This window comes from Phyllobacterium phragmitis (assembly GCF_002980495.1).
GTDB classification, from domain to species: domain Bacteria; phylum Pseudomonadota; class Alphaproteobacteria; order Rhizobiales; family Rhizobiaceae; genus Paramesorhizobium; species Paramesorhizobium phragmitis.
In genome coordinates this window covers 45131-67913 of record NZ_PVBR01000009.1, presented here as the reverse complement: position 1 = coordinate 67913, position 22783 = coordinate 45131, and the positions used below count along the sequence as shown (strand labels likewise).

At 59.1% G+C, this 22783-nt stretch carries 23 protein-coding genes and 1 pseudogene; 16 read left to right on the top strand and 8 right to left on the bottom strand.

The window, feature by feature from the left end:
- Positions 1 to 93: 93 nt before the first annotated feature.
- From C5748_RS13835 to arsH, 6 genes are all read left to right on the top strand, one after another.
- The gene (locus tag C5748_RS13835) at positions 94 to 1896 is read left to right on the top strand and encodes an ABC transporter ATP-binding protein (protein ID WP_105742636.1); all 1803 of its coding nucleotides are present in this window, start codon (positions 94 to 96) and stop codon (positions 1894 to 1896) included.
- A 245-nt stretch (positions 1897 to 2141) separates the two neighbouring features.
- Entirely contained in the window at positions 2142 to 2489 is a 348-nt protein-coding gene (locus C5748_RS13830) for an ArsR/SmtB family transcription factor (RefSeq protein ID WP_105742522.1), read from the top strand.
- 76 nt (positions 2490 to 2565) lie between these two features.
- On the top strand, positions 2566 to 3093 hold the full coding sequence (locus tag C5748_RS13825; RefSeq protein WP_105742521.1) for an arsenate reductase ArsC: 528 nt from the start codon (positions 2566 to 2568) through the stop codon (positions 3091 to 3093).
- A 2-nt stretch (positions 3094 to 3095) separates the two neighbouring features.
- Positions 3096 to 4157, top strand: coding sequence for an ACR3 family arsenite efflux transporter (gene arsB, locus C5748_RS13820; RefSeq protein WP_105742520.1), 1062 nt, complete (start codon positions 3096 to 3098; stop codon positions 4155 to 4157).
- Positions 4157 to 4579 (top strand): arsenate reductase (glutaredoxin), encoded by a 423-nt coding sequence (arsC, locus tag C5748_RS13815; protein ID WP_105742519.1) that lies wholly within the window; start codon positions 4157 to 4159, stop codon positions 4577 to 4579. The genes arsB and arsC overlap by 1 nt, the downstream gene beginning before the upstream one ends.
- Entirely contained in the window at positions 4554 to 5279 is a 726-nt protein-coding gene (gene arsH, locus C5748_RS13810; RefSeq protein ID WP_105742518.1) for an arsenical resistance protein ArsH, read from the top strand. The genes arsC and arsH overlap by 26 nt, the downstream gene beginning before the upstream one ends.
- 200 nt (positions 5280 to 5479) lie before the next feature.
- On the opposite strand, the gene C5748_RS27910 is transcribed toward arsH, so the two are convergent.
- Both C5748_RS27910 and C5748_RS13805 read right to left on the bottom strand, forming a co-directional pair.
- The gene (locus C5748_RS27910; protein ID WP_146119525.1) at positions 5480 to 5710 is read right to left on the bottom strand and encodes a hypothetical protein; all 231 of its coding nucleotides are present in this window, start codon (positions 5708 to 5710) and stop codon (positions 5480 to 5482) included.
- A complete protein-coding gene (locus C5748_RS13805) occupies positions 5707 to 6153 on the bottom strand; it encodes an Lrp/AsnC family transcriptional regulator (RefSeq protein ID WP_105742517.1) in 447 nt (148 codons plus the stop codon). Before C5748_RS13805 ends, C5748_RS27910 begins: the two co-directional genes overlap by 4 nt.
- Positions 6154 to 6287: 134 nt before the next feature.
- Here C5748_RS13805 and C5748_RS13800 point away from each other — a divergent pair, with 134 nt between their 5' ends.
- From C5748_RS13800 to C5748_RS13785, 5 genes are all read left to right on the top strand, one after another.
- Positions 6288 to 7184 carry a DMT family transporter gene (locus tag C5748_RS13800; protein ID WP_105742516.1) on the top strand — a complete coding sequence of 299 codons (897 nt, stop codon included), beginning with the start codon at positions 6288 to 6290 and terminating at the stop codon, positions 7182 to 7184.
- Positions 7185 to 7234: 50 nt separating this feature from the next.
- Positions 7235 to 7552 carry a hypothetical protein gene (locus C5748_RS27905; RefSeq protein ID WP_146119524.1) on the top strand — a complete coding sequence of 106 codons (318 nt, stop codon included), beginning with the start codon at positions 7235 to 7237 and terminating at the stop codon, positions 7550 to 7552.
- 333 nt (positions 7553 to 7885) lie between these two features.
- The gene (locus C5748_RS13795) at positions 7886 to 8656 is read left to right on the top strand and encodes an amino acid ABC transporter substrate-binding protein (protein WP_105742515.1); all 771 of its coding nucleotides are present in this window, start codon (positions 7886 to 7888) and stop codon (positions 8654 to 8656) included.
- 113 nt (positions 8657 to 8769) lie between these two features.
- A complete protein-coding gene (locus C5748_RS13790; protein WP_105742514.1) occupies positions 8770 to 9450 on the top strand; it encodes an amino acid ABC transporter permease in 681 nt (226 codons plus the stop codon).
- A complete protein-coding gene (locus C5748_RS13785) occupies positions 9447 to 10208 on the top strand; it encodes an amino acid ABC transporter ATP-binding protein (protein ID WP_105742513.1) in 762 nt (253 codons plus the stop codon). The genes C5748_RS13790 and C5748_RS13785 overlap by 4 nt, the downstream gene beginning before the upstream one ends.
- Positions 10209 to 10320: 112 nt before the next feature.
- On the opposite strand, the gene C5748_RS13780 is transcribed toward C5748_RS13785, so the two are convergent.
- Complete coding sequence (locus C5748_RS13780; RefSeq protein ID WP_105742512.1) at positions 10321 to 11751, bottom strand: MFS transporter; 1431 nt, start codon at positions 11749 to 11751, stop codon at positions 10321 to 10323.
- Positions 11752 to 11868: 117 nt separating this feature from the next.
- On the opposite strand from C5748_RS13780, the gene C5748_RS13775 reads away from it, so the two are divergent.
- From C5748_RS13775 to C5748_RS13765, 3 genes and pseudogenes are all read left to right on the top strand, one after another.
- Positions 11869 to 12495 (top strand): helix-turn-helix transcriptional regulator, encoded by a 627-nt coding sequence (locus C5748_RS13775; RefSeq protein ID WP_245429103.1) that lies wholly within the window; start codon positions 11869 to 11871, stop codon positions 12493 to 12495.
- 465 nt (positions 12496 to 12960) lie between these two features.
- Positions 12961 to 13701, top strand: a pseudogene (locus C5748_RS13770) (YoaK family protein); the annotation flags it as partial.
- A 258-nt stretch (positions 13702 to 13959) separates the two neighbouring features.
- The gene (locus tag C5748_RS13765; RefSeq protein ID WP_105742510.1) at positions 13960 to 14583 is read left to right on the top strand and encodes a glycosyltransferase family 29 protein; all 624 of its coding nucleotides are present in this window, start codon (positions 13960 to 13962) and stop codon (positions 14581 to 14583) included.
- Positions 14584 to 14777: 194 nt separating this feature from the next.
- On the opposite strand, the gene C5748_RS13760 is transcribed toward C5748_RS13765, so the two are convergent.
- On the bottom strand, positions 14778 to 16013 hold the full coding sequence (locus C5748_RS13760) for a Fic family protein (protein WP_105742509.1): 1236 nt from the start codon (positions 16011 to 16013) through the stop codon (positions 14778 to 14780).
- Between the two features lie 238 nt (positions 16014 to 16251).
- Between C5748_RS13760 and C5748_RS28205 the strand changes: the two genes are divergently transcribed.
- Both C5748_RS28205 and C5748_RS13755 read left to right on the top strand, forming a co-directional pair.
- Positions 16252 to 16389, top strand: a complete 138-nt coding sequence (locus C5748_RS28205; RefSeq protein WP_158259858.1) for a hypothetical protein — start codon at positions 16252 to 16254, stop codon at positions 16387 to 16389.
- 934 nt (positions 16390 to 17323) lie between these two features.
- Positions 17324 to 18085: a GntR family transcriptional regulator gene (locus C5748_RS13755; RefSeq protein WP_105742508.1), complete on the top strand. Its 762-nt coding sequence runs from the start codon at positions 17324 to 17326 to the stop codon at positions 18083 to 18085.
- Between the two features lie 75 nt (positions 18086 to 18160).
- Here C5748_RS13755 and C5748_RS27900 read toward each other — a convergent pair whose 3' ends face one another.
- From C5748_RS27900 to C5748_RS13740, 4 genes are all read right to left on the bottom strand, one after another.
- Positions 18161 to 18355: a hypothetical protein gene (locus C5748_RS27900; RefSeq protein WP_146119523.1), complete on the bottom strand. Its 195-nt coding sequence runs from the start codon at positions 18353 to 18355 to the stop codon at positions 18161 to 18163.
- A 339-nt stretch (positions 18356 to 18694) separates the two neighbouring features.
- Positions 18695 to 19387, bottom strand: coding sequence for a response regulator transcription factor (locus tag C5748_RS13750; RefSeq protein ID WP_105742507.1), 693 nt, complete (start codon positions 19385 to 19387; stop codon positions 18695 to 18697).
- On the bottom strand, positions 19384 to 22116 hold the full coding sequence (locus tag C5748_RS13745; protein WP_105742506.1) for a sensor histidine kinase: 2733 nt from the start codon (positions 22114 to 22116) through the stop codon (positions 19384 to 19386). Before C5748_RS13745 ends, C5748_RS13750 begins: the two co-directional genes overlap by 4 nt.
- A 97-nt stretch (positions 22117 to 22213) precedes the next feature.
- Positions 22214 to 22771, bottom strand: a complete 558-nt coding sequence (locus tag C5748_RS13740; protein WP_105742505.1) for a potassium-transporting ATPase subunit C — start codon at positions 22769 to 22771, stop codon at positions 22214 to 22216.
- Positions 22772 to 22783 lie beyond the last annotated feature (12 nt).

Below are 22783 nucleotides of genomic sequence, written 5' to 3'. Positions count from 1 at the left end.
TTCGGCACCGCCTGAAAGACGTGTTTTCCGTCCTGGCGCCATTTTCAAGAATTTCCGATTTGGGACCGGATGCGCCTGTATCCGGCTGATATCATGGTTTCTTTCCGCAATGCCCTGCGGGGCAACGCTTTTCGCAGCGTGTTTCGTTTTTTGAGCGCCCACTGGCGGCGCCAGCCGGCAAGGCTCGCCATCATCATCGGCGCAGTGCTCGTCTCGACGACGGCAGATGTGCTGACGCCGCTCTATTCGGGTCACCTGGTCGATGCCGTGGCGCGGGGCGCCGCCATTGACGAAATCGCCTGGAACGCGGCGATGGCCGCTTTCTTTATGCTGCTTGCACTTTCGGGCGTTGCCACCGTCATGCGGCATATCACCTTCATGGGCATCACCGAGCTGACGCTGAAAATGATGTCGGAGATCGCCGCCGATGCGTTCCACCGCGTCCAACGCTTCTCGACCGACTGGCATGCCAACAGCTTCGCCGGTTCGACGGTGCGCAAGATCACCCGCGGCATGTGGGCGCTCGACCTCCTGAACGATACGATCCTGGTAGCGCTGCTTCCCTCCGCCGTGATGCTGGTGGGCACGACGCTGCTGCTCGGCTGGTATTGGCCCATGATGGGTCTCATCGTCGCCCTCGGCTCGCTCCTCTATGTCACCCTGACGGTCGCACTGTCTCTGGGCTATGTGGCGCCGGCCGCGAGCCTTGCCAACGCATGGGACACACGGCTTGGCGGTGCGCTGGCCGATGCCGTCTCGTGCAATCCGGTCGTCAAGGCCTTCGGCGCGGAGGCGCGCGAGGATGCACGCCTCGCCAAGGTGGTCGAGAAATGGCGCGGCCGTACGCGGCGTACCTGGGTGCGGGGCACGATCAACGGCACCGCGCAAGGCATGACATTGCTCATCCTGCGTGCGGCGATCATCGGCTTCGCGATCGTTCTGTGGAGCCGCGGCCAGGCGAGTGCGGGCGACATCGCCTTCGTGCTCACGGCGTTCTTCGTGCTGCAGGGCTATCTGCGCGATGTCGGCATGCATGTGCGCAATGTACAGCGCTCGGTCAACGAGATGGAGGAACTGGTCGATATCCATGACCAGCCCCTCGGCATCGAGGACCGTCCGGGCGCGGCGCCGATCGCCATCGAGGAGGGCCGGATCGATTTCGAAAACGTCACCTTCCTTTATGGCGGACACACCACGCCGCTCTACCGGAATTTCTCGCTGTCGATCCCTGCTGGCCAGCGCGTAGGCCTTGTCGGGCATTCTGGATCGGGCAAGACGACGTTCGTCAAGCTGATCCAGAGGCTCTATGACGTCACGGACGGGCGCATCATGATCGACGGGCAGGATATCTCGCAGGTGGAACAGGCGTCGCTGCGCGCGCAGCTTGCCATCGTGCAGCAGGAGCCGGTCCTGTTCCATCGCTCGCTGGCGGAAAACATCGCCTATGCCCGGCCGGGGGCATCGATGCGTGAGATCGAGCACGCCGCGAGGTTGGCGAGCGCCCACGACTTCATCACCACCCTGCCCAAGGGTTATGCGACGCTGGTGGGCGAGCGCGGCATCAAGCTCTCGGGCGGTGAGCGCCAACGCGTCGCCATCGCCCGTGCATTCCTGGCCGATGCGCCGATCCTGATCTTCGACGAGGCGACATCGAGCCTCGATTCGGAATCGGAGGTGCTAATCCAGGACGCGATGGAGCGGCTGATGGTCGGACGCACGACGCTGGTCATCGCGCATCGGCTCTCCACCGTGCGCTCGCTCGACCGGCTGCTCGTCTTCGACCGGGGCCGGGTCATCGAGGAAGGCGATCATGGCCAGCTCATCCGGCGCGAAAACGGCGTCTATCGCCGCCTCTTCGAACGCCAGGCGCTGGAGCTGACCAAGGGCTTCGTGTAATCTCGGGAAGGGCCGATTGCGGCCCTTCCCGCTCCGGCTGCAGTTCGGCAAGAACACCGAAATGGGCGAAGCCCAGCGCCGGATTGCCGATATACCGTCAAGGTGAAAACAGCCCCTGCGTCCTTTGCGTAAGAGCAACCCCATGAGCGCCTGCCGACACGATCCCAGAGCCAGTCAAATTTCCAGTTGCCAGCAGCCGGCATCTGCGTTATTTGTCACTTTGATATTTTTAGGATAATTGAAATATGAATGAGAGTCAGGCGCTCATCGCGTTCGGGGCGATGTCCCAGGAAACCAGGCTTCGGATCGTTCGGTTGCTTGTCAAAGCAGGCCCCGAGGGCCTGGCCGCAGGCAATATCGCGGAGGCAGCGGGGGTTTCTGCGTCGAACGTTTCGTTCCACTTGAAGGAACTGGAACGCGGCGGCCTCGTTGCGGCCCGCCGGGAATCCAGGTCGATCGTGTATTCGGCCGAATACCAGGCGCTGAGCAGCCTGATCAAGTTTCTTCTCGAAGACTGCTGCGCAGGCAATCCGGCTATCTGCGCGCCGTTTCTCAGCCAGGCATGCTGCGAACCCGCGGAGGCCGCGCAATGAGCATCGAACGCGAGCGTCTTTCGCCTGACGGAACAACAGATCGATTTCCAGAATCCACCATCACGGAGACTGCCTCATGAGTGACCGCGGCTACAATGTTCTGTTTTTATGCACGGGCAACTCTGCCCGTTCGATCCTGGCTGAAGGCATCCTGCAGAAAGAAGGCGCCGGACGCTTCAATGCCTATTCCGCCGGCAGCCAACCCAAGGGCGCGGTGAATCCCTTCGCCCTCAAGGTGCTGGCGGCGCTCGACTACCCGAGCACGGGATTCCGCTCCAAATCCTGGGAAGAATATGCAGTCCCGGATGCGCCGCAAATGGATTTCGTCTTCACCGTCTGCGACGATGCGGCCGGCGAATCCTGCCCGGTCTGGCCGGGCCAACCGATGACAGCGCACTGGGGCATCGAGGACCCCTCCCATGTGGAGGGGAACGACATCGAGAAGGAGCGGGCCTTCACCACCGCCGCCCGGTTCCTGAAGAACCGGATCATGGCCTTCCTTGCCCTGCCGCACGCCTCGATCGACCGGCTGGCTCTCGACCATCATCTCAAGGCGATCGGCCGCCTGGAGGGAACGACCTCCAAGACCCCGGATGTTGCCTGACCATGTCGACATTCGAACGCTATCTGACGCTCTGGGTCGCACTGTGCATTGTTGCGGGCGTCGCCCTTGGCCATATGCTGCCTGGGCTCTTCCATGCGATCGGCACAGCCGAGATCGCCAAGGTCAACATTCCTGTCGCCGTGCTGATCTGGCTCATGATCATCCCGATGCTGCTGAAGATCGACTTCGCCGCGTTGCGCGAAGTCGGCCAACACTGGCGCGGAATCGGCGTGACGCTGTTCATCAACTGGGCCGTGAAGCCATTTTCCATGGCGCTGCTCGGCTGGCTCTTCATCGGCTGGCTCTTCCGCCCCTATCTGCCCGCAGGCCAGATCGATTCCTACATAGCCGGCCTGATCATCCTGGCCGCCGCTCCCTGCACGGCAATGGTGTTCGTCTGGTCCAACCTGACCAAGGGCGAACCGCATTTCACGCTGTCCCAGGTTGCGCTCAACGATGCGATCATGGTGGTCGCCTTCGCCCCGATCGTCGGCCTGCTGCTTGGGTTGTCGGCGATCACCGTACCGTGGGATACGCTCGTCCTCTCGGTTGCCCTCTACATCGTCATTCCAGTCATCATCGCCCAGCTTGTGCGTCGCAGCGTTCTTGCGTCGGGCGGCCAGTCCACTCTCGATAGCCTGCTGAAGATACTGCAGCCGCTTTCGCTCGTTGCGCTTCTCGCGACCCTGGTGCTGCTGTTCGGCTTTCAGGGTGAACAGATCATCGCCCAGCCGATGATCATCGCACTTCTGGCGGTGCCGATCCTGATCCAGGTCTATTTCAATTCGGGCCTTGCCTACCTGCTCAACCGGATTTCAGGCGAACAGCATTGTGTCGCGGGACCGTCGGCACTCATCGGTGCATCGAACTTCTTCGAACTGGCAGTCGCTGCCGCCATCAGCCTGTTCGGCTTCAGCTCGGGCGCAGCGCTGGCAACCGTCGTCGGTGTGCTGGTCGAGGTTCCGGTGATGCTGTCGGTGGTCTGGATCGTCAATGGCAGCAAGGACTGGTACGAACGCGGTTCCTCTGTCCGCGCCTCCAAGCAAGCCGAAAGGACCGCGTGATGGACATCACCATCTACCACAACCCCAATTGCGGCACGTCCCGCAACACATTGGCGCTGATCCGCAACGCAGGTATCGAGCCGAAGGTGATCGAATATCTGAAAACACCGCCATCGCGCTCGCAGTTGAAGGATATGATTGCCAAAGCCGGCCTGTCCGTGCGCGAAGCGGTGAGGGAAAAAGGAACGCCATATGCCGACCTCGGTCTCGACAATCCGGCTCTGACCGACGTCGATTTGCTCGACGCCATGCTCGAACACCCCATCCTGATCAATCGTCCGTTCGTGTTGACCCCTTTGGGCGCGCGCCTGTGCCGTCCGTCCGAGGTGGTCCTGGACATTCTCCCGCTCCCCCAGAAGGGAGCATTCGCAAAGGAGGATGGCGAACCCGTCATCGATGCCGAAGGAAATCGCATTGCCTGATCTACCCAATTTAATGGAGCGGGCCGTCCAGCGGCCCGATCCCGACCGGCTTGCCGTTCCGCTTTCCACACATAAGCCACGCATCCTGCTGCTCTATGGCTCGTTGCGCGCGCACTCATACAGCCGTTTCCTGACGCAGGAAGCGGCGCGGCTGCTGGAGCATTTCGGCGCGGAAACCCGCATCTTCGATCCGACGGGTCTCCCCCTGCCCGATGATGCGCCGACCGATCACCCGAAGGTGCAGGAACTCCGCGAGCTATCGCTTTGGTCGGAAGGCCAGGTCTGGTCCAGCCCGGAACGCCATGGTGCGATGACTGGTGTCATGAAGTCCCAGATCGACTGGATCCCTCTTTCTGTCGGGTCGGTTCGGCCGACGCAGGGCCGCACGCTCGCCGTCATGCAGGTGTCCGGAGGCTCACAAAGCTTCAATGCGGTAAACCAGATGCGCGTGCTCGGCCGCTGGATGCGGATGATCACCATCCCGAACCAATCCAGCGTGGCCAAGGCATACCAGGAATTCGATGAGACAGGACGAATGAAGCCCTCATCCTATTACGACCGTGTCGTCGATGTGATGGAGGAACTCGTGAAGTTCACCCTGTTGACACGGCACGTCTCCCATTATCTCACCGACCGTTACAGCGAACGTAAGGAAGATGCCGAAAAGCTCGAAACGCGAGTCAATCTCAAGGCCATCTAGTGGTTTGTTTCTAACATTTGAGTCCGATGGAATTGGACGCAAATGTGTAAAAGAAACAAACACAAACAAAAGGTTATCTAGTGGTTGGGCGGACGTTTCGCGGGAGCGAAGCGTCGGAGTCAATCCACTAGGACGGCGAGACGCCGAAGACGAGCCCGGCAATAGCTGCCATTCGGAAAAATGCTGCCACATGAGGTTGGTCACAGGCATGTCAGATCTCGGCAGGCGAGTTCATAGACACCGTTTTTTCTTGTGCGGCCCACATCGCTATGAAAATGAGCTTCATCCATGGCCACAACCTGATGGCAGGCGGCTCGTTGTGGATCATTCCAGCTGGACTTTTCCTGATGATGGCAATCCAGTCCTGTAGAAAGAGATAGGGCGCGGATCAGCTCTGGCGCCGCAAGGATGCACTGCGCTGTAACGGTCACTTGCCGCTGCCCAGCGGCGGCAGTCTGCGCTTGACCGGCGATGATTTGACGATGGACGTGTTGGTCTCGGCCCGTTCGGCGATGCGGTCGAGAATGGTGTCGAGCTGTTCCATGTCCCGGACCAGCAGTTTGGCAATGAAGCAATCATCGCCTGTCACCTTGTCGCATTCGACGATTTCCGGTGTGTCCTGAATCAGCTTCTCGACGACGTGCAGCATGCCTGGCATCGGCCGCACGCGCACGACCGCCTGAAGGCTATAACCGAGCGCAGCCGGATTGATGCCGACGGTGAAGCCCGTGATGACACCGCGGTCTTCCAGCCGCCGCAGCCGGTCGGCGGTGCTTGGCGAGGAGATGCCAGCCTCCTGCGCCAGCTCCTTCAGCGAAATCCGCGCATTGGCGGACAGGATGTTGAGCAGGCGGCGGTCGAGATCATCAATCAATGCAGGCTCCTACAAGGAAAATGCAAATTTCACCTTCGATAATAAGGGAAAATAGCATTTCCTCCTCACAGAATCCATATAATACCGTGGCACCTCGTTCTATTCTCTCACCATTGTTCAACAGGGTGAACGTCATGGAACAGGATATCAAGACCGGCAGCATCGAGATGACGGCAGCCATGCTGATCTCGGGTACGATCGGCTGGTTCGTGCTGATGTCAGGGCAGCCGGTGATCGATGTGGTGTTTTGGAGGTGCCTGTTCGGCGCCCTGACGCTTTTCGCCATCTGCGGTTCCCTGGGGCACTTTCGCGCAAATATTCTGACATGGCGGCTCCTCGCTCTTGCCGTCCTCGGTGGTGTTGCCATCGTCGTCAATTGGCTGTTGCTATTTGCAGCCTATTCCCGCGCCTCGATCTCGATCGCGACGATGGTCTACAATACCCAGCCCTTCATGCTTCTGGCCATTGGCGCATTGTTCTTCAGGGAAAGGATTACTGTCACCAAGCTCTTCTGGCTGGCTGTCGCCTTTACCGGCATGATCGCCATCGTCCAGGCCAAACCATCGGATGGTTTCACCGGCGCTGATTATCTGACGGGAATCGCCATGGCGCTTGGCGCCGCGTTCTTCTATGCCTTGGCAGCGCTGGTGGCCAAGAAGCTGAAGGGTACGCCGCCGCATCTGATCGCGCTGATCCAGGTTGTAACCGGCTTGTTGATGCTCTTACCCTTTGCCGGCGCCGGTGGTCTACCGACAGAGGCCCATCAATGGGCGCTCCTCGTCGCCATGGGCGCAGTGCATACGGGCTTGATGTATATTCTGCTCTATAGCGCGATCCAGAAGCTGCCGACGCATCTGACCGGCGCGCTTTCCTTCATTTATCCGGTCGTCGCCCTTGGCGTCGACCGCGTCGCTTTCGGACATCTGCTGCAGCCAACGCAACTTGCCGGCTCGGCGGCGATCCTGATTGCTGCCGCAGGCATGACGTTCGGCTGGACATTACCGCGCCGCGCGCAACACCAGGCAAGCTGAGCCCCCCCTCTCGCTGCTACTTGTCAGGCAGCGCCATTTGGTGCTTACCTATGGCTGTTTCAACCTGGGAGGGAGACAGGATGGCGAGGCTTGAGCAATCGTTGGTCCAGAGACGCGGCGTTACTTCAACATATTACACTTATGAACGTGACGCGAAGATAACAGCCGTAGGTTATCGACCTTCAAATCATCGACCATCACCAGGAATTAAACTTGGAACATCCATTGCATCGAAAGGTGGCGGCGTTACTTGCGTTGATCTCTTCATCGACAGAGCCGATTTCCTCGCAATTGTATTGGAAATGTTTTCGGCTGACAAACGCGCCACGATGAAAGCGTTTGCCAATGCGTTTCTAAAACACGCTTGAAAGTCATATTTATAACCCGGATTTTCCGGCGCCATCAGCCGATTGACGCCGTTAATCGCCAAAGAGATAAGGCGCAACGGAGAACGCCCAAGGCGGAGGGGTGGGGGGTAAATCGATTTCACCCCTCCAACAGGAGGTTTTTTCGAACGGAACGTCGACATGAGAAAAGATGAAGGATTTTATCTCTGGAATTAACCGGATGTGGATTCATATTCCAACATTTTTCATGATTAGAAAACCATTCGCGTTCCATTCCTGCTATGATTTTGCCATCCTAAGTGTTCAACGCAACCGTTCGGCCGACGCAGGCCGACAATCTCAGGATCGCAAAGCATGAAATGGTTCCATTCGCTGCTCGTTGCCGGCGCCTTGCAACTTCTGGCGCTCGCCCCTGGTTACGCCGCTTCTCTCGAACAGATCAAGACTTCGGGCGTCTTCCGCATCGGCACCGAGGGGACCTATGCGCCCTTCACCTATCATGACGAAACGGGCAAGCTTGTCGGCTTCGACGTCGAAATCGGAGAGGCTATCGCCCAGCGCCTCGGCGTGAAGGCTCAATTCCTGGAAGGTCGCTGGGACGGACTGATCGCCGGTCTGGATGCCGATCGCTACGACGCCGTCATCAATCAGGTCGGGATCACCGAAGAACGCCAGAAGAAATACGACTTCTCCGATCCGTACATCACCTCGAAAGCGGCGCTGATCGTGCGTGGCGACAATGAGGAGATCAAGAGCTTCGCCGATCTCAAAGGCAAGAAGGCGGCCCAGTCACTGTCCAGCAATTTCGGCAGGCTGGCGCAGGCTTCCGGCGCAAAGCTGGTGGGCACCGAGGGCTTCGACCAGTCGATCCAGCTCGTTGTCAATGGCCGCGCCGACGCTACCATCAACGACAGCCTGTCCTTCCTCGATTTCAAGAAGCACAAGCCCGACGCCAATGTGAAGATCGCCGCCACCGAGGACAAGGCGGATTATTCCGGTGTCATCATCCGCAAGAACGAACCGGAACTTCTCAAGGCGATCAATACGGCGCTGAAGGAAATCCAGGCCGACGGCACCTATCAACAGATCTCTGATAAGTATTTCGGACAGGACGTTTCGAAATAAACGCGACTTGTACATAAGGCTGGCCGGTCCAATCAGATCGGCCAGCCCTTTATTTTGTGCATGATCTTTTTACGAAATCCTGCAATCTTTCCGGAGCACCGGAGGACATATCCTTGCCCAATTGGCTTCAGCTGATGCTGGATTCGCTCGGGCCGCTACTATCGGCGGCCCTGATGTTTTCAGCCCCTCTCACGCTCCTTTCCTTCGCTTTCGGGCTCACTCTCGGCCTGGTCGTCGCGCTCATCCGCCTGTTCGGACCTGCCCCGCTCGTGGCGATCGTGCGCTTCTATGTCTGGATCATCCGCGGCACGCCGCTCCTGGTGCAGCTCTTCCTGATCTTCTACGGCCTGCCCAGCGTCGGCATCGTGCTCGATGCCTTCCCGGCGGCCCTGATCGGTTTCACGCTGAATGTCGGCGCCTATACGTCGGAAATCATCCGCGCCGTCATCGGCTCGGTTCCGAAGGGCCAGTGGGAAGCCGCCTATTCGATCGGCATGACATGGTCGCAAGCGATGCGCCGTACCATCCTGCCGCAAGCCGCGCGCGTCGCCGTGCCGCCGCTGTCCAATACCTTCATCTCGCTGGTCAAGGACACCTCGCTTGCGGCGGCGATCACCGTGCCGGAACTGTTCCAGGCGGCGCAGCGCATTGTCGCCACCACCTATGAACCGCTGATCCTCTACATCGAGGCCGCGCTCATCTATCTGGCGCTCAGTTCAATCCTGTCGCAGCTCCAGGTCCGGCTTGAACGCCGCCTCGGGCGTTATGGCGGCTTCATCGAGGCACGGTCATGATCGGCTTGGAAAACATCGAAAAGCAGTTCGGCGACCTGACCGTTCTCAAGGGTGTGACCCTGACCATGGAAGAAGGCAGCGTCACCGCACTTGTCGGTCCCTCCGGCGGCGGCAAGAGCACGCTGTTGCGTTGCATCAACCTGCTCGAAATCCCGACCTCCGGCGCCGTGCGTATTGGCAATGACCGGCTTGAATTTCATCCAGGCCAACGGGTTGCCACCGCCGCAGTCCAGCGGATTCGGCGCCAGACCGGCATGGTCTTCCAGAATTTCCAGCTCTTCCCGCACCTCACAGCCATCGAGAATGTCATGGAAGGCCTCACCACGGTGCTGAAATGGCCGGCGGCTCGCGCCCGCGAGCGGGCGCTGTCGCTCCTGGAAAAGGTCGGCATGGCGCACAAGGCCGACGCCTGGCCGGCGACGCTGTCGGGCGGTCAGCAGCAGCGTGTCGCCATTGCCCGCGCTTTGGCCCCCTCGCCCAAAGTGCTGTTGTGCGATGAGCCGACCTCGGCGCTTGACCCGGAACTGGCGCAGGAAGTGGTGGATGTGCTGAGCGACCTTGCCAGGGAAGGCACGACCATGGTGATGGCCACCCATGATCTGCGGCTCGCGTCGACGATCGCCAAGGAGGTGGTGTTCCTCGATGCCGGCGTGGTCGTGGAAGAAGGACCTGCGCAGCAGGTCTTCACCAAGCCTGAACGCGAGCGCACCAAGCGCTTCATCGCAACGCTGACGCAGGAGGCGGCAAAAGGCACCTAGGCATGGCGACGCATCGCAACTCGGCGACGGACCATCGAAATCATTGCCGGTATCCGCGATTTTCGGCTGGGTTCGCCCGTGGCTCCAGCTGTCCGCCAACTGTCGGAGCGCTTCAGTTTTTCGGCAACTCGATCGCCAGCATCGTTCGCTTGCGCAACGGCAATGCATAGCCGGCGATCATAGCGCCGATTCCGATAATGGTTGAGACGGCGAAGATTGCCATTGTGGCACCCCGCAAGGCATCCGGGCTCATGGCGAGAGGATACCCCACGACGTTGGCGGCCAGCCCAGCAAGGGCAGCCCCTATCGCATAGCCCGCCGACTGCAGGGTAGGCAGCAGGGCCGAAGCGCGGTCGCGTTCTCCGCTACGGGCGGCCTCCATGACGGTCTGGCTCAGGAAGCCCCAACTGACGCCAAATCCGGTGCCGATGAGAATCTGGCCGACCATGACCACAAGCGCCATGTCCATGGAAAAACCGAGAACAAGGGTGGCGAGCCCGCTGACCAGCAATGTGGGTCCAAGCCGTATCATCCATGAGCGTTGGCGGGAATCCTGGATATTCGCCACGAGAATTGCACAAAGGCTCCACGCGATTGCAAATGTGGCACTGAATGCGCCGGCTTTCGTAGGACCATAGCCCCACAAATTCTGCAGCGTCAGCACCAGATAAACCGAGGTGGAGGATTGGGCCACGGGCATGAGCAACACGATCCAAAGTCCGATACCGACGGTCGAGTTCAGTGCAAAGGCATCCGATGGAAACAGCGGCGTCGCGCTGCGCCGGTCGATTGCGACGACGGATGCAAGAACGATCGCAGCACCCGCTACAAAAAGGATTTCGAGCGACACTGCCTGCATGATGCTGGCAAGCGCCACGAACATGATGCCGGCGCCAATGGCCGCAAGCCGCATGAAGGGCACCGTCAGGCGCTCCGTTTCGCCCGAAATCTTCGGAACGATGCGAAACACCAGTGCGATGAATATCAGCCCAAGCGGGACATTGACGAGAAATGCCGCACGCCACGACACATGTTCCGTCAATATTCCCGATACCAACGGGCCGCCAAAGGCAGCAATGGCCCAGACGACAGCCTCCGCGCCGAAGACCTTGGCAACAAGCCGTGACGGGAACAGCTCCGGTATCAACGCATAGCAAATGGCCGCAATGACCCCCTCACCCAGGCCTTGCAGCGCCCTGCCTATCAGCACCTCCGTCATCGATGAGGCGAAGGCGGCAATCAGTGTCCCGGCAAGAAAGACCAGCGCTGATGCGACGAGAGCCGTATGCGCACCGAACCGGACTTTCAGCAGCGCCGCGCTCGCACCGCCAATGATCGAAAGAACAAGATAAAGCGTGAAAGCCCATGAGATGAGTTCGAGCCCGCCGATTTCACCGACAGCCGTGGGCAGGGATGTCGAGACCAGAAAGCCATTGAAGGCGAAAAGCGCCACGCCCAGGCATAGCGTCATCGTTGCGGCGGAATAGTCTGCGGTCAGCAGTTCGGACCAGCTTGCGTCGCGGCTATCTGATGGGGTCGTCATGGGATACTCTCATTAAAACAAGTTTTACGTTTTTATATTCACCTCTATAAAACAAGCAATATGTTTTTTAATTTTTTCCGCTATAATGCCATGATGCAGGATCGAACCGCCAATCGCATGTTATATTCCCTGAAAGTTGCAGGACCTCAGACCGCGACTTCACTGGGCCAGCGCTTTCATATCACCGCCGTAGCGGTGCGGCAGATGCTTGGCCGCCTGCACGAGGCCGGGCTCGTCGATTTCGAGGATTTGCGGGAGAGTGTAGGGCGGCCGAAGCGTTTCTGGCATCTGACCGATGCTGGTAACAGCCAGTTTCCTGATAATCATGCGGTTCTGACAACCGACATCCTGGCATCGGTTTCCGCAATATTCGGAAATGAGGGGCTGGAACGCCTGATTTCGCACAGGGAACAGGCAACACTCGATCAGTATAAAATAGCGCTCGAATCGGTTGAAACGATGGAAGCCAAGGTCGAGGAGCTCGCCAAAATACGGTCTGCCGAAGGCTATATGGCGACGAGTGAACGTGATGCGGACGGAAACTTCATTCTGATCGAGAACCATTGCCCGATCTGCGTTGCAGCCAGATCCTGTCAGAAACTGTGCCGCTCAGAACTTGAAATCTTTCAAGCGGCACTTGGACCCAGCGTCGAGGTGGACCGTTTCGAACACATTCTCAAGGGCGCAAGGCGCTGCGCCTATAAGATAAAGCCGATCCAACGCAAGGCTCTCGGCAGGCAATGAAACTACATAGGTCATAAGGCTCATGAATGTATCCCCCGACGCGCCAATGCGTGCGGATGATGGCAAGGCGCTGGTCGAATTGGAGGAACGCGGTCGATTTCAGCACACCCGTCTACACCTATGGCGACGCCATGTTCGTCGCCGTCGATAATGCCGAGAACTACACGGTCGGGGACCTCCGACGTCAAACCGATGCCGCTTCACGGCCTGCACCCGATCTACGCATCCGCCATGATTGCTTATTATCGGCTGCAAGGCGCGCGCGAGCCCTGATGTTCCCTTCGCCCTCATATCCAATGTTCTGTATTGAAGTCTCATACATCGATGATACATGTGCTGATATCATAACTCATGCATTGCGGTGGAATTCTTAGAAGCATCGCCCGCCCCATCGCCAAGAACGTCAATGACCCCAACTGACCATTCCCGTTTCGGTCTTTCCTGTCCGGATGGAGAGGTTCAACTGTGATTGTTTATTTGCGCAGATTGGCTGCCAAGGAACGAACTGATCAAGCCGATCGGCACCTCGCCGGCTACTTGATCTTCATCGCGGGAGCAGCCAATGCCGGCGGGTTTCTGGCTGTCCAGCAATATACCTCTCACATGTCCGGTATTGTTTCGGCAATGGCCGACAATCTGGCCCTGGGCGATGTGATGCTGATGCTCTCGGGTGTAGGCGCGCTTTTGTCGTTCGTCGCAGGTGCGGCCATGTCGGCAATCCTGATCAATTGGGGACGCCGCCAACATCTGGAAAGCGAATATGCCTTTCCGCTTGTCCTGGAAGCCGGCTTGTTGATCTGCTTCGGCCTGCTTGGCAGCCATCTTGCCCGCCATCAGGGACTGTTTATTTCGCTGACGGTGATGCTGCTGTGCTTCATCATGGGTTTGCAAAACGCCATTATCACCAAGCTGTCTGGAGCGAGAATCCGGACAACCCATGTCACAGGACTGGTAACCGACATGGGTATCGAATTCGGCAAGCTGTTCTACTGGAATACCTCCAAGGACATTCCCTCGAAACCCCTGGTGAAAGCTGATCGCAAAAAACTGAAGCTGCTGGTATCGCTTGTTTTCCTCTTCTTCGCCGGGGGCGTTCTTGGTGCAGTGGGCTTCAAGCAGATGGGCTTCGCGGCGACCCTGTTTCTCGCCGCCCTGCTCCTGATGCTGGCTCTCATGCCTGTTCTCGACGATATCAGGACAAAGCTGAGGTCACGCCGGCAGTAACAGCAGAGCGCAGGCCCGGAGGATCGCCGGCTTTCCGGATTCGGCGTAACGATTATGTGAGCATCACCGGGTGCCATTATTGTTGCAGGCCAATGTATTGTCTTGTTCATTCCAGCCTTCCGGCGCTACGCCGAATTGCGAATGCTGCGGCGTGACAAGCAGGGGAGACAACCACATGATCCCGGGCAAGGAACTGGCGAAATGGCGCAACTGACCACAGCGCGCATCGAGGATTGACCGTTGAAGACCGGTCGCATCATCATGATTGTGGGAAACGGTGACGTGCCGGCAGGTGCTGGCGCCATGATCGATGCAGCCGATGTCGTGATCCGTTTCAACGATTGCCGCTCCGTCGGTGCCAGCGGCACAAAGACCGATATCGTCGCCGTCTGCAACACCGGTCGTCCTGCGCTCTCCATGCTGGGCGGTAGCTGGAAGTCCAATAGCGCTGTACGGCAGGCATGGGAGATCTGGAGCGTGCGATCCGGCGGGAAATTCGCGAACATGCGTGCAGAACTGGCAAAAACCTATCCAGATCTGGGCGATTTCTGCGACGATTACACGACGGATTTCGAGAGCTTCGCCCAGGCGACGGGCCGCCGGCATCGCGTCATCGCCGCCGCTGTGCATGAGCAGGTGGATCGGGATCTGGCGCGGTTTGGGCCGGCGCCCTACGCCGTGCCATCGAGCGGCATGATCGTCATTGCCGACGTCCTTTCCAGTTTTGCAACGCGGGATGACGACGTCGTACTGGCCGGTTTCGACCATTTTGGTTGGGAATTGCATCCCTTTGCCGCCGAACGACAGTTCGTCGATGTCCTTGCCGCCGAGGGCCGTCTTCGCCGTCTTCTTTGCCGCTCATAGAATCGTAACAATCGACTTGACGAACAAGAAATCCGTCAGTGATCTATCCGAACAGGTGTCCGCCATGTCCCCGGGCTAAACACCGTGTCGAACTGCGATTTGGCCAGCCGTGGCGCCCTGGCCGGCAATGACGTTTACGAGACCGCACGGAGCATCGCCCTTTTCGCACAGCCTCTTTGGCCGCTTTCAGATTCTCAGCCGTATCGCAAATCAGGTGGCTCAGGTACAACGACCTCCGCATCCGTGAAGAGGTTCGGGAACAGGCGTTCTCGGTAGTCGAGGGGAAATGCGATCCGAACTGGAGCTTTCGGGCTATCTGACTTCAGGAAGCCCTGTCTCACGAGACCGTTGAGTGTTGTGCGGGCTGTCCGCTCAGAGGTCTTCAGCACAAGATTGGCTTCTCCCCGAGCGAGCGAACCATGCTTCAACACAGCTGAGATTAGTTCAGGTGCACGCCTATCGTCGGAAGTGTCGCGAACGAGGGAACGATAGCGATCTTCCAAGCGATCAAAATCGAACATCGTGGTCGAAAAGCGCACCTGGTCGAGTGCAACCGTCAAGAACCATTCGCAGAAATCCTTCAGCGCCTTCTGGGACAGGTTGCCACGACCATCGAGATCTCCCTGCCGTGGGCTGTCGGCGTGATCCATGAGCCGCTTATATTCGCCACGATCTCTGAGACCACGGGCCAGCCCGCGGGAAATCGACCACAGCCCCTGCCCTCCGATACCAGCCTGCAGAGCCATGGCATGGGACATCAGACGAGACACGCGCCCGTTGCCATCGGGGAATGGGTGGATGTAGTTCAATCGGTGATGAGCGGAGGCAATGGCGATGATGCGAAGGCTGGCCTGTTTTTCGGCCGCTGCAAACCGTTTCTGGAACCATTCCATGAACGTTTGGACGCTTTCGGATGAAGGGGGCTGATGTCGGCCAACAGTGATATCCTGATCGGGAGAACAGCGGAACGCTCCAGGCACAATCTCCATCTTCGTGCCGTCCGGGCGTTCGGTGAAGCGGAATTCGTCGGGCATTTCGATATAAAAGCACCCATCAATCCATTTTATGAAATCGATTGATGTCGGGCTCGGTAGGTCGTCCCGTCGATGCATGGCGTCGATCTCGCGTTGCACTTCGACATGGGCCTTCGCCTCAAGGGCCAGCGCCCGCCGTTCGGGTTCAACCTCGACACCGGCCAGTGCTCGTTCGATGTCCTTTGGACGGGTATTGTGGCCCTCGATGAGGTTGCTGTAATAGCTGTTCATCATCCTGACGAGATCGGCCAGTTCGGCAGCCGATTCACGATGAAGGCCGCGGCCGAGATCCCCCGCCTCCCGCTGGAGTTCGACCGTCAGGTCGGCCAAGACAGCGGGAATGCTATCCTCGAAGAATAGCGGCTCGATCCGCGACGGAGTCTCGATGGTGCTCATTTTTTGCCGATCTTATTGAGCGCATAAAGTCTTGCATTTAAAACATTTTATGACGCTGAAAGCAAGGTTTTGCCGATACCTGTTGCCGATCTTGGTTGCCAGTTACTACCGATAAGGAAATGCTGCTCGATCAGGCGCGAGACGGGTCCCGGAATTCACAACAACCAAGCCATGTGCGACACCATACCCGTCGCCGAAAACGCGCTGTACGGGATCGAGGGCACGACGCGGCGATGGGATGGCTATCCGCACCGCGTTCATCAAGCGGCCATTACGCGAAAAGTGTATGCATATGTCCACATTGACGACAGCAGCGCGGCGGCGCACTGAAGGCATTGCGAAAGAGGCGCTGGCCCACATCGGCCAGGCGATCTGATGACTGCCGACCGCGGGATGGATAAGAGCTTGAACGCGCCGACGCACCATCGGCTCGCGCCATGAACGGCTCCTGGCGTGCCGCTGGTTCAGACCTCTGAGCCGAAGGACGGATTGGGGCGGAACTTTGGCCTTCGTGCCGGTTATCTCAACGACTCGGGCGCTGGAACTTTGGATCTGCGCATTGTGCTTTCCGACAACCACCTCGATCCCGGTGCGGGCATTGGTATCAAGTGGTGATCACCCGGCGAGAGGCCGCCTGTAAGGGTTTCCATTCGATCTGCAATGGACTACAGAGCCCCTTCCGGTCATCCCTCATTCGCGGTGCGCCATCGCGCCCCGGTCCACGCCCTTGCGAGTTCTTTGAGCGTCGCCTATGGCCCGAACCGCGTCATGGCTGATTGCGGGCCCGGCAGGAATCGAAGCTGCCGCGGATTCGGATTTCATCCAATAATTCAACGCAAAGCTGTAAATCCGCCACCGGCCGATCCGTACAATCCGGCGGGAAGATAGAAACTATCTATTAACGATAAAACGAATGGCTTTTTCCCGCCGCACCACCCATGCGGGGGCGGTTCTCTTACCGCGCCACTTCACGCATTACCGCCACTCTCCAAGTAATATCTAATATTACCGGAATCTAAAAAGACAAATGTATCAAACTGTTAGTTGATTTCCCATTATCTCTTCTCTATGCAGCGAGCAAACTTGCGTACACCCCTCAAGCCTCTATCTGTTATCTTTTAACGAACAGTGGTTTATCAAAGAAATAACATTCTCCACGCAATAGGCTGGCATCCTTCCGTATGGTCAGACACTATCGTCGCACATACTCAATAAACATGTATTCTTACTCGTAATCATACCCAAAGAAGCCGGAACGCTTGTACCGGCTCGGAGTTGAAGGCACGCATATTTCAAAGGAGGAGCCCCCTATGAGAGAAGCATCGGAAATCTATGCACTGAATAATGAGCTTCCAACCAGCCGCTTCTCGAACCGTCCACTCTACCTGCAGGTGCGCGACGCGATCGCCCAGCGAATCGCCACCGGCGAGTGGAAGCCGCACGCTGCCATTCCCAACGAAACCGATTTGGCGCGCGAGTTCGGCGTCAGCCCGGGCACCATGCGCAAGGCACTGGATCTGGCTGAGACGGAGCGGCTGGTCACGCGCCGGCAGGGCCGTGGCACCTTCGTGAACGATCAGTCTTCCGAGGAATATGCCGCACGCTACAGCAATATCAGGAGCCGTGACGGCAAGCGGGTGGACGGCGACGTGGAGGTGCTGGGCATCTATGAGACAACGGTCAGCGAAGCCGACGGCATGCGCTTGCGCCTGCGGGCCCGCGAGCGGGTGCATCACATCCAGCGCCTTTGGTCGGCCAATGGCAAGCCCTATATGCTGGAGGATGTGGTGCTATCCGCCAAATTGTTCCCTGGGCTCGCCGGCCATGACAAGGCATCGCAGCGCCTCGCAGTGCTGGCGCAGCAATTCGGGGTTCTGCTCGGCCGGAGCGATGAGCGCATCACCATCAACAGCGCAGCGCCTGACGTGGCCTCCACCCTGCAAGTCGAAGCAGGAACCACCATCATGTGGCTTGATCGCGTGATCTATACGTTGCAGGGCGTACCCGCGGAATGGCGCCTGGGGCAATGCCTTGTGGAGGAAGGCAGATATTACATGGCGCAGAGCAGCTAGCTGTGCCGCTATCGAACCCGCATGCGGCATACATGCTATTTGTGGAGGGAGGGATATAAAGCGGAAACGCTCACGCTACCTCGCGGACCCATGGCGGCTTTCCGTCCATCTGTCTTCCTTTGCTTCATCATCAAGATCATCAAACGGCAAGTCAGCCGGGTTCGCATGGACTGCCGGGATTTTGGCTGGAAAGATATGTGGCGCATTCGGCACAAGGCTTGCCACGCTTAAAAATGTCAGGGTGCTCCATACGAGCAATTGCTTTTTCAAGGCTTGCTCCTTCGCAGATGAATTTCACCGGCGATGGGCAGCCTCACCATTTTTCCAGCAAATTTGAGGCATGATACGCTTCTTTACTAAGAACGACCGAAGGCGGCGGGGTCTAACGATCCTCTTGTGCATGACCAAAGGGCAGCAAACCCGACCGCTTTCAGCCGTCGCAGCCGTAGCATAACACGCCAAAAGGCGGGGCAGCATGCCAAATGGAACCTGCCGGCGATTGGGGAAACTTCCGTAAGCAATTTGATATTGCAGATTGGATACTGCCTATCGTTGGATAAAAACGATTCAAAGAAAACAATAACAGACCCACGGACTCATCTGTCCGCCTTACTCCGGCTCGCTGAGCCGGTATCCGACACCGGTTTCGGTCAGGATATAACGGGGTTGATCCGGCGTCTGCTCGATCTTCTGGCGGAGCTGGCGCACATAGACCCTGAGATATTGCACGTCGGTGGCTCCGCCCCAAATCCGCTCCAGGAGGAACCGGTGGGTCAGCACCCTGCCGGCATGTTGCACGAGGACGCGAAGAATGTCGTATTCCTTCGGCGACAGCTTGACCTCCTTGTCACCGAGCCTGACGATCCGTTTCACCAGATCGACCGACAGATCGCCGGTGTGGAAGATCGGCTTTTCACCCTGCTGCTGCAGTCTGTGCCGGAGCGCGACACGAATGCGCGCAACGAGCTCGTTCATGCCGAACGGCTTGGTCACGTAATCATCGGCCCCCAGTTCAAGGGCCCCGACAATGCCGACTTCATCCGTGCGGCTCGAAAGGATGACCACGGGAAGCGCCATTCCCTCGTTGCGCCATTTGCGCAACAGTTCATGCCCGGATATATCGGGCAGACCCAGATCGAGGAGGATCAGATCGGGTCGGTTGGCTTCCAACTGTTCGATGGCCGTCTTCGCATTGGACGCTTCCAGGATGGTGTAGCCCTGCGTCGACAGGCCGACACGCAGGAGTTTCCTGATCGGTGGCTCGTCATCGACGACAAGGATTTTTACCGTGGATATGGTCATGTGGGATTATCCAGAAACGGTTCTTCGGATGGCACCGGCATGGTGATGGTGAAGACCGCACCCGACCTGTCCGTCCTGTTGCCGGCCGATATCGTTCCCCCCATCGCTTCGATGAATCCCCGGCAGATCGAAAGGCCGAGCCCTGTTCCCGCGCGTACCTGATCGCTCTTGGCCACGCGGTAGAATGTATCGAAAACCCGCTCCAGATCTTGCGGAGGAATGCCGGGGCCTTCGTCCATGATTTGGAGAACCACGAAATCCTCGTTCTCGCGGCCCCGGATAACAATGGCGGACTCCGCCGGTGCATATTTGGCGGCATTGTCGAGAAGATTGAACAGAACCTGCTCGAACAGTACCGGATCGAGCCTCAGCATCGGCAGGTCGGATGGAATGTCGATATCTATTTCATGGCCGACGGTCATTTTCCTGGCCCGCTTCAAAGCGCTGCCGACGATATCGCCGACATAATGGAGCCCGAGCTGCGGCTCCGTCGAGATCGCGCCGGACTCGATCCGGGTCATGTCGAGCAGATTGGCGATGAAGCGGTTGAGCCTCTCGGATTCGTCGATGACTGTGCCAAGCAGTTCCGCCTTGGCCTGATCGTCGAGGGCCGGAGCGAATTCCTTCAGCGTGCCTGCCGCGCCCATGATGGCGGCGAGCGGCGTCTTGAGATCGTGCGAAATCGAGGTCAGGAGGGCGGATCGCAGCCGGTCCGTTTCGATGGTGCGCTGGGCCCGGTCCATATCCTCGACCAGATGCACCCGTTCGATCGCCAGCGCCGCCTGATCGATCAGCGCGTCGAGCAGGCGCCGCTGGTCGGGCGTAAGCAACGGTCCGGGCTTGTCGCTGTCGATGCCGACAATGCCGACCACGCCGCGTCCCGTGCGCATGGGCAGGAACAGGCGCCGGGCGCCGGGCAGCGTGTCCGCGCCGCGTCCCGCCGGGCGGTCGTTCTTCCAGGCCCAGTTGGCGGCTGCCAGATCGGAATCATCCAGCATGTCCTCCGGCGGATAGCCTGACTTGACGGTGATTGCGCCGTCTTGTTCCGGCAAGAGAAGCACGACCTGCACTTTCAGCATCAGGGCCGTCTGATAGGCGGCGACCCAGAGGACGTCATCCAGCGTACCAACGCCGGCGAGCTTCCGGCTGAACGTATAGAGCGATTCCGTCGTGCGCGCTCGTCCCATCGCCGCCACGGCCTGAATGCGGGCTCGCGCCGCGACATGGGAAACGACGATTGCCACGATGCCGAAAAAGATGACGGCGATGACATCGGTCGGACGTGAAACAAGCAGCGTGTAATAGGGATCGGTGAAAAAGAAATTGTAGCAAAGCGTGGAAAGCACGCTGGTGAAGAGTGACGGCCACAGGCCGAAGCGCACCGCGACGCCGACAATGGCGGCGAGAAAGACCAGATCGATATTCTCGATGCGAATCCACGGCCATAGTGCGAGGCCGAACCCCACGCTCGCCGCCACCGCGAGCACCGACACGCCATAGGGGCGGTAATTGAACGCCGGAGCAGGCTGCGCTGTCTTCACCGTCTTTTTCGCGATTGCGCCACCGGCGATCTGTTCGCCGGCGATGACGTGCACGCTGATATTGCCGGCCCGGCGCACCAGTTCGTGCACCACCGAGCCGTTCAGGATCTCGAACCACCGCGAGCGGCTGGATTTGCCGATGACGATATGGGTGATGTTGTTTGCCTGGGCATAGCCGATCGCGTCGTCGGCGACGCGGCGCTCGCTCCCCGGGATGGTGACCGCTTCACCTTTCATCCCCTGGGCGAGACGAAGCGTATCGGCAATGCGGTCACGCTGTTCCTCGCTGAGCTCGGAACCACGCCTGCATTCGATATAAAGCGCGGTCCATGGCGCGTGCAGCCGGTCGGCAAGGCGCTTTGCATAGCGCACCAGCCCGGCAGAGCGGGGATCCTCGCTGACGCAGACCAGAATGCGCTCGCCCGCCGCCCATGGTCCTTCGATGGCGCCCGCCTGCATCTGCGTCAGCAATTGCTCGTCCACCTGCTCGGCCGTGCGGCGCAAGGCAAGCTCGCGCAGCGCGGTCAGATTGGCGGGCGAGAAGAAATGTTTCAGCGCGCGCGTCGCCTGCTTGGCAACATAGACCTTGCCGTCTCTCAGGCGCGCGATCAGGTCTTCGGGCGTGAGGTCGATCAGTTCCACGGCATCGGCGCGGTCGAATATCGCATCCGGCACCGTCTCGCGCACCCGGACGCGCGTGATCTGGGCGACCACATCATTGAGGCTCTCGATGTGCTGGATATTGACGGTGGTGTAGACGTCGATGCCGTTATCCAGCAGTTCTTCCACATCCATATAGCGCTTGGGGTGGCGGCTTCCCGATGCGTTGGTATGCGCAAGCTCGTCCACCAGCACGATCTGCGGCCGCCGCTCGATGATGGCGTCGATGTCCATCTCTTCGAGCCGGCGGCCTCTATAGGTGATGTGCTTATGGGGGACGATCTCCAATCCCTCGAGCAGGGCCGCCGTCTCGTTGCGGCCATGGGTCTCCACCACGCCGGCGACGATGTCATAGCCGTCCTTTGCCCGCGCATGGGCGGTCCGCAGCATCTCATAGGTCTTGCCGACGCCCGGCGCTGAGCCGACAAAAATCTTGAGCTTGCCCGCGCGGGTCTCCTCCCGCTGCGCCGCCTTCAGCAGGGCTTCGGGTGAGGGGCGTCTGTCAGGATCGCGCCGGTCGTTGGCCATTCGTTTCCTATACGTGGCGAAGATGCCCCTCACCCTTACCCTCTCCCCGTGCTTACGGGGAGAGGGTAAGGGTGAGGGGCAATTTGCAGGATAAATCCTAACTGCCTCGCTGATCGAGCGCCAGATTGAGTTCTAGCACATTTACCAGCTTGGCCGATGTGAGAAAACCGCCCGGTTTGAAGGACTGCTTATGGATCAGCGCCTCGACCTGGGCAATGGGCAACCCACGCGCTGCCGCCACGCGCGGGGCCTGATAGAGCGCGGCGTGTTCCGAGATGTTGGGGTCGAGTCCTGAACCGGAAGCCGTCGCCAGTTCGGCGGGAAGGGGGTTCTGCGGGGTGGCGCCGTAGCGGGCGATGGTTTCTTCTGCGCGTTTCGTCAAATCGGCGCTGGTCGGTGATTTGTTGCTGCCGCCGGCGGCGTCGGCGTTGTAATCCACCGCCGATGGTCGCGGCCAGAAATATTTGGGCGGAGTGAAGCCTTGAGCGATCTGGCGGCTGCCGACAATCGTGCCGTTCGGCAAGGTTATCAGGGAGCCTTCCGCCGTACCGGGCGTTACGGTCTGGCCGAAGGCCCAGACGGCGGTGGAGTAACCGCCAACACAGATCAGCATGGTGGCGACGCTTATGCGAAGGCTGGCAAGTAGAGTTTCCATGATCGGTCTCCG